The sequence below is a fragment of the Gordonibacter sp. genome, assembly GCF_036667095.1.
In the GTDB taxonomy this organism is placed as follows: domain Bacteria; phylum Actinomycetota; class Coriobacteriia; order Coriobacteriales; family Eggerthellaceae; genus Gordonibacter.
The window spans coordinates 1-5,189 of the sequence record NZ_JAVWUP010000174.1 but is presented as its reverse complement, the minus strand read 5'-3'; the positions used below and the strand labels follow the sequence as shown (position 1 = coordinate 5,189).

The 5,189-nt window shown below is 62.0% G+C and carries 4 protein-coding genes and 1 tRNA gene; 3 read left to right on the top strand and 2 right to left on the bottom strand.

What is annotated here, in order from left to right; all coding sequences use genetic code 11:
- Window positions 1–165 precede the first annotated feature (165 nt).
- Both RR842_RS11745 and RR842_RS11740 read left to right on the top strand, forming a co-directional pair.
- On the top strand, window positions 166–2,445 hold the full coding sequence (locus RR842_RS11745; protein ID WP_332729835.1) for an ATP-binding protein: 2,280 nt from the start codon (window positions 166–168) through the stop codon (window positions 2,443–2,445).
- 97 nt (window positions 2,446–2,542) lie between these two features.
- Window positions 2,543–2,962 (top strand): GtrA family protein, encoded by a 420-nt coding sequence (locus RR842_RS11740; protein WP_332514289.1) that lies wholly within the window; start codon window positions 2,543–2,545, stop codon window positions 2,960–2,962.
- A 170-nt stretch (window positions 2,963–3,132) separates the two neighbouring features.
- Here the strand turns inward: RR842_RS11740 and dcd are convergent, their stop codons facing one another.
- Complete coding sequence (gene dcd, locus RR842_RS11735) at window positions 3,133–3,672, bottom strand: dCTP deaminase (RefSeq protein WP_332514290.1); 540 nt, start codon at window positions 3,670–3,672, stop codon at window positions 3,133–3,135.
- A gap of 30 nt (window positions 3,673–3,702) precedes the next feature.
- Window positions 3,703–5,046, bottom strand: coding sequence for a 23S rRNA (uracil(1939)-C(5))-methyltransferase RlmD (rlmD, locus tag RR842_RS11730; protein WP_332518632.1), 1,344 nt, complete (start codon window positions 5,044–5,046; stop codon window positions 3,703–3,705).
- Window positions 5,047–5,110: 64 nt separating this feature from the next.
- Here rlmD and RR842_RS11725 point away from each other — a divergent pair.
- Window positions 5,111–5,186: transfer RNA gene (locus tag RR842_RS11725), tRNA-Arg, on the top strand.
- Window positions 5,187–5,189: the final 3 nt, after the last annotated feature.

Below are 5,189 nucleotides of genomic sequence, written 5' to 3'. Positions count from 1 at the left end.
CCTACCTGAAAGCCTGCCGATGCGCCAGACGCTGCCTGTTCCTTTCGATCCCGTGATGCGTAATTGACCTGTTGCCAAGCGGTAAGGCCTCCAGCAGCAAGGGAACGGGCGCCGATGGTAAACTGCCCGCAGTTCCAGCGAGGTGGATGGGGGATGTCCTGCACTATGAGTGGTTGTTTCGGTTCTCAACAGCGCCGTTGCGTGGCTTTCGGGGTCATTGCCGTTGGCGTGGTCGTCGCGCTTCTGCTGTCGTACGCGATCGTGTCGACGCAGAAGGCGACCGATGAGGTTGTAGCCAGTGTCAGCGAGGTGTATCTAAACGAGCTGAGCAAGCAGGTCGTCTTCCATTTCAACGGAGGTGTTGAGAACAAGTTCACGCAGCTGTCCACGGTGGCAAGCGGGCTTGTCCCGTTGAGGTCCCAAAGCCAAGCCGACGTGCAGGGCTACCTGCAGACTCAGGAAGGCAGCGACGACTACCGGTTTTTAGCCTTGTGCACCGAAGGCGGACGGTTCTTCACTGCCGAGGGTGCTGTGCCTGACGATGCGACAGCGAGCGCGCATGAGTCGATCCTGTATCGCAACGACCAGGGGCGCCGTGTTCTGCTATACGACGACATGGTCGTGCTGGTACGCGATATCGCGCCATTGTCCTTTGGCGAGACGACGGCGACGAAGGTAGCGTGCGGCTTCGACGCCATGGACCTGAGCGAGCGGCTGAACTTGACGCTGTTCGACGGCTTCTCCCGCACTATCGTGGTCGATCGTGTGGGGGACTGTGTCATCGGCGACCGGGACAGCGGACTCGAGCCGGGCGACAGCCTGCTTGCCCTGCTTTCGCAGCGCGCCGTTTACGAGCGCGGGCACAGCGAGGTCGACATCCTCTCGGCGCTCGACCGCGGGGACACGATCAACGTGCCGGTGGTGTACGGCGGTCGAGCCGAGTACCTGTACTTCATGCCCCTGGTCGATACGGATTGGTATTTGTGTACGGTTATGCCCTACAGCGCCATCGACGGCGATATCGCGGCCCTGGGCGGCATCATTTCCATGAATATGTTCATGGTCGGCGGCACCGTCCTTCTGGCTACCCTGCTGTTCTTTTTCCTCTACTACCGTCAAGCAAAGCGCAGCACCCGCCTTCTGGCTGAAGAGAAAAGCCGGGCCGAGCACGCCTTCGTGCAGGCGCAGCATGCGAACATGGCGAAATCCGAGTTCCTGTCGCGCATGTCCCATGAGATACGTACGCCCATGAACGGCATCATGGGCATGACGGCCATTGCCCTGCGCAGTGTTGGCGACGATGCCAAGGTGCGCACCTGCCTGGAAAAGGTGTCGCTTTCCTCGGAGCATCTGCTCTCCCTGATCAACGATGTGCTGGATATGAGCAAGATCGAAAGCGGCAAGATCGAGATCAGGTGCGCGCCTTTCGACCTGGGCACGTTCGTCGATTCCCTTGCTGCGATGTTTCGCACGCAGGCGGCAGAGCGGGGCATCGTCTACGAAACTGAGGTGCGGGGCGCGGTTCCTGAGTGCGTGGTCGGCGACCCGCTGCGGCTGAACCAAGTCGTTTACAACCTTATGGGGAATGCGTTCAAATTTACCTCGAAGGGCGGCAGTGTCACGCTGCGCATAGAGCAGCTCGGCGAGGCTGCTGGGGCCAAGGTCGCGCGTGAAGGCTCCTTGGGTTGCCGAGCGGGCTGCATCGAAGGAGCAGATGAGGAAGTGTGGCTGCGTTTCGCTGTGGTCGATACCGGCTGCGGTATTGAGCCTGAGCACCTGGACAAGATATTCGTTTCGTTCGAGCAAGGCGATGCGTCGGTGGCGGCCAAGCACGGCGGAACGGGGCTCGGGCTGGCCATCACGAAGCGTTTCGTCGAGCTTATGGGTGGCCGCATACATGTGTCCAGCGTGGCGGGCCACGGCTCGACGTTTGCGGTCGACGTGCCGCTTGCCAAGGCTACGGCCGATTTGCTGCCAACGGACGTGCCCTGCGAGCAGGATGGGAACGCTTCCTGCAAGGCGGTTGAGTTCCCTGCGTACGACTTCTCGGGTTTCCGCATGCTCATTGCCGAGGACAACGACCTTAACCTGGAGATTGCCACCGAGCTTATGTGCATGGTGGGTGCGCAGGTCGAGGCGGCATCCACGGGGCTCGAGGCAGTCGAGCGTTTCAAGTCTTCGGACGTCGGCTACTACGACCTTATCCTTATGGACGTGCAGATGCCCGACATGGATGGCTACGAGGCGGCGCGGACCATCCGAGCCTTGGGCCGAGCCGATGCCGGCACCGTTGCCATCGTTGCCATGACGGCCAACGCCTTTATGGAGGACGAGCGGCGAAGCTTGGCGAGCGGAATGGATGGCCATCTGAGCAAACCCCTTGATATTCGCCGCGTTTATGCCACAATTAACGGGTTTCTGAAGAGACGTCGTACTGATCAGTGAGGTGGCAGGTGGGCCGGGCGTGTCGCGAAAGGCTCTGCGGGGTTGCGTCTGCCCTGCACGCGAAGAGGCGCGAAGCCCAAGAAGGGGAAGGCTCGGCATGAAGAAGCTGGTCGCTCAGATCATGAAGTTCGGCATCGTGGGGGTTGTCGCGTTTGTCATCGATTACGGCCTGCTCGTCTTCTTGACCGAAGTCTTCGGTATCGAGTACCTCGTCAGCGCCACTATTTCGTTCACGGTATCCGTTGTGTTCAACTACGTGGCATCCATGCGCTACGTGTTTGCGCATAAGCAGGATATGAGCCGCCGTCGCGAGTTCGTCATATTCGTGGTGCTATCGGTGATCGGCTTGGGGATCAACAACGTGTGCCTGTGGGCGGGCACCGATCTTCTGGGCATCGACTACCGTATCTCGAAGATCGCCGTCACGTTCATCGTCATGGTGTGGAACTTCGTTACCCGCAAGCTGTTCCTCGATGCCGGCCACGAGCCGGGCGAGATCCTGAGCGATATCGAATAGAATCTCGCCCGACTCGTTGAAACGCCTTGCAGACCTCGGTTGCGGGCACGGTGGGACCTCGGTTGCGGCCTGACGGTCGTCGCAGGGTTGTGCCGGCACCTCATGCCGTCTCCCTGTCGAAAGAGGGAGCGTTCGAGCATGCCTCCCTTCGGGGATGAAGGGGCGATCGACTATGGGCGGATGTCGCCGTCGAGGAAGACGCGCGAACCGGTTGCCCCGCGCTGTCCTTGGTACTTGCCCTGGTACGGGTTGAGCGCCTTGCTGTCGAGCTGAGCGAAGACCAGCTGGCCCACGCGCCGTCCGCTCTGCAGCTTGATAGCGCAGCGGTTCGCATTGAACAGCTCGAGGGTTATTTCGCCTTCGAAACCCGGATCGACCCAGCCGGCGTTTTGGACGAAAAGCCCCATGCGCCCAAGCGAGCTGCGGCCTTCGACGAATGCGGTCAGATTGTCGGGAAGGGATACGTACTCCATGGTTGTGGCCAGCACGAACTGGCCGGGCAGGAGTAGGTAGGTGTCCGATTCGATGGTTTTGTAGCGTATCTCGTCTTCTAAGTTGATGATGCCGTCGGCACGGTCTTCGACTACGCTGAACGTGGTGCCGAGCCGTATGTCGATGCTTGCGGGCTGTATCTGCCCCTCCTCCAAAGGCATGGCCGAGAGAGAACCTTCTTCGAGCATGCGCGTAATCGTCTTGTCAGACAGGATCATGGTCGTTTCCTTCCTTTGCCCTCGGCGGTGCTAGGCGCGCTCGAAGATGCTGGCTACTTCCACATGGTGCGTCTGGGGGAAAAGGTCGACGGGGCGCACGCGCACGAGGCGGTACCCGTTCGCCTCGAATCGCGCGACGTCGCGCGCCCAGGTGGCAGGGTTGCAACTGACGTAGGCCACGCGCTCGGGCGCTGCGGCGGCGATGCTTTCCACCACGCCGTCGGCAAGGCCGGCGCGCGGCGGGTCCACGACGAGGGCGTCCAGACCGCCGAGCTCCGGCAGCTCGCGCGCGGCGTCGCCGCCGACGACCTCGATGTCCACGCCGTTCATCTCGGCGTTGCGGCGCAGGTCGCGTACCGACGAGCCCGCTGCTTCGATGGCGATGACGTCGGCACCCGCGCTCGCGAGCGGTACCGAGAACGTGCCGCCGCCGGAATACAGGTCGGCCACCAGCAGTCCGTCCAGGCCCTCTGGGCCGCCTTCCCCCATGCGGCCGCCGAGCCCCAAGATCACTTCTTCGATCAGCTTTTCAGCCTGGGCGGTGTTCACCTGGAAAAACGATGGTGCACTGGTAAGAAATACCGCTCCGGCCAGCTCCTCGCCCCAGCAGCCTTTGCCCTCCAGCGTCTCGACTCCCTTGATCTTGCGCGCTTTGCCTGAGTCGGCCAGCACGCGCACGATGCTCGTGGCCTTGAGTGCGCTCTTGACGGTCTTCGCCACGTGGGCGCGGGGGAACGAGCCTGGACGTGTCCAAAGCGCTATCTCCAGGTCGCGGGTGCGCAAGCTGTGGCGTACGCCTACGCGGAAGATGCCGAGGTCCTGGGTGCCTTGCGCAAACTTGAGTGCGCCGCGCAGCGCCTTCGGTGCCTTGGTGATGGCATCATGGGCCAAAGGGCAGGTTTCCGGCGTGGCGATATCGTGTGTGCCTTCGCGGTGGAAGCCCAGCAGGAACGTGCCGTTGTCGGCGCGCGCGGCACCCAACTCCAGCTTGTTGCGATAACCCCATTGTCGCTTGCTCGGCAGGCAGGCACCCACAAGCTCCTCGGCGCGTGCTGCCTCGAAGCGGGCCGTATGGACGAGGGCTGCCACGACGTTGGCGCGCTTCGCCTCGATCTGGGCGTCGTAGGAGAGGTGCTGCCAGGGGCACCCCCCGCACACGTCGCCTTGCAGGCAATGCTGCTGCACGCGAAGGGGGGAGGGCTCTGCGAGCGTGACGAGGCGTGCCCGCGCGAAGGTCGGCTTGTCCTCGACGACCTCGACGGTTGCCACATCGCCCGGTGCCCCACCTGCGACAAACGCCGTTTTCCCGTTTTCGAGGTGCCCGATGGCGTCAGCGCCGTTGCTCATGCGCTCCAATCGGATGGTTTCGTTCATGAATTTGGATTTCCTTCGCTTTGCTCGACGTTTTTTACCATCATAGCGTATAATCTGCCGACGTGCCCTTGTAGCTCAGGGGATAGAGCGTCTGCCTCCGGAGCAGAAAGCCGCAGGTTCGAATCCTGTCAAGGGCACCAGTT

Excerpts from the sequence above, each read along its gene's own strand:
- RR842_RS11745 (WP_332729835.1), top strand. The coding sequence starts at position 166 with ATGAGTGGTTGTTTCGGTTCTCAACAGCGCCGTTGCGTGGCTTTCGGG.
- RR842_RS11740 (WP_332514289.1), top strand. The coding sequence starts at position 2,543 with ATGAAGAAGCTGGTCGCTCAGATCATGAAGTTCGGCATCGTGGGGGTT.
- dcd (WP_332514290.1), bottom strand. The coding sequence starts at position 3,672 with ATGATCCTGTCTGACAAGACGATTACGCGCATGCTCGAAGAAGGTTCT.
- rlmD (WP_332518632.1), bottom strand. The coding sequence starts at position 5,046 with ATGAACGAAACCATCCGATTGGAGCGCATGAGCAACGGCGCTGACGCC.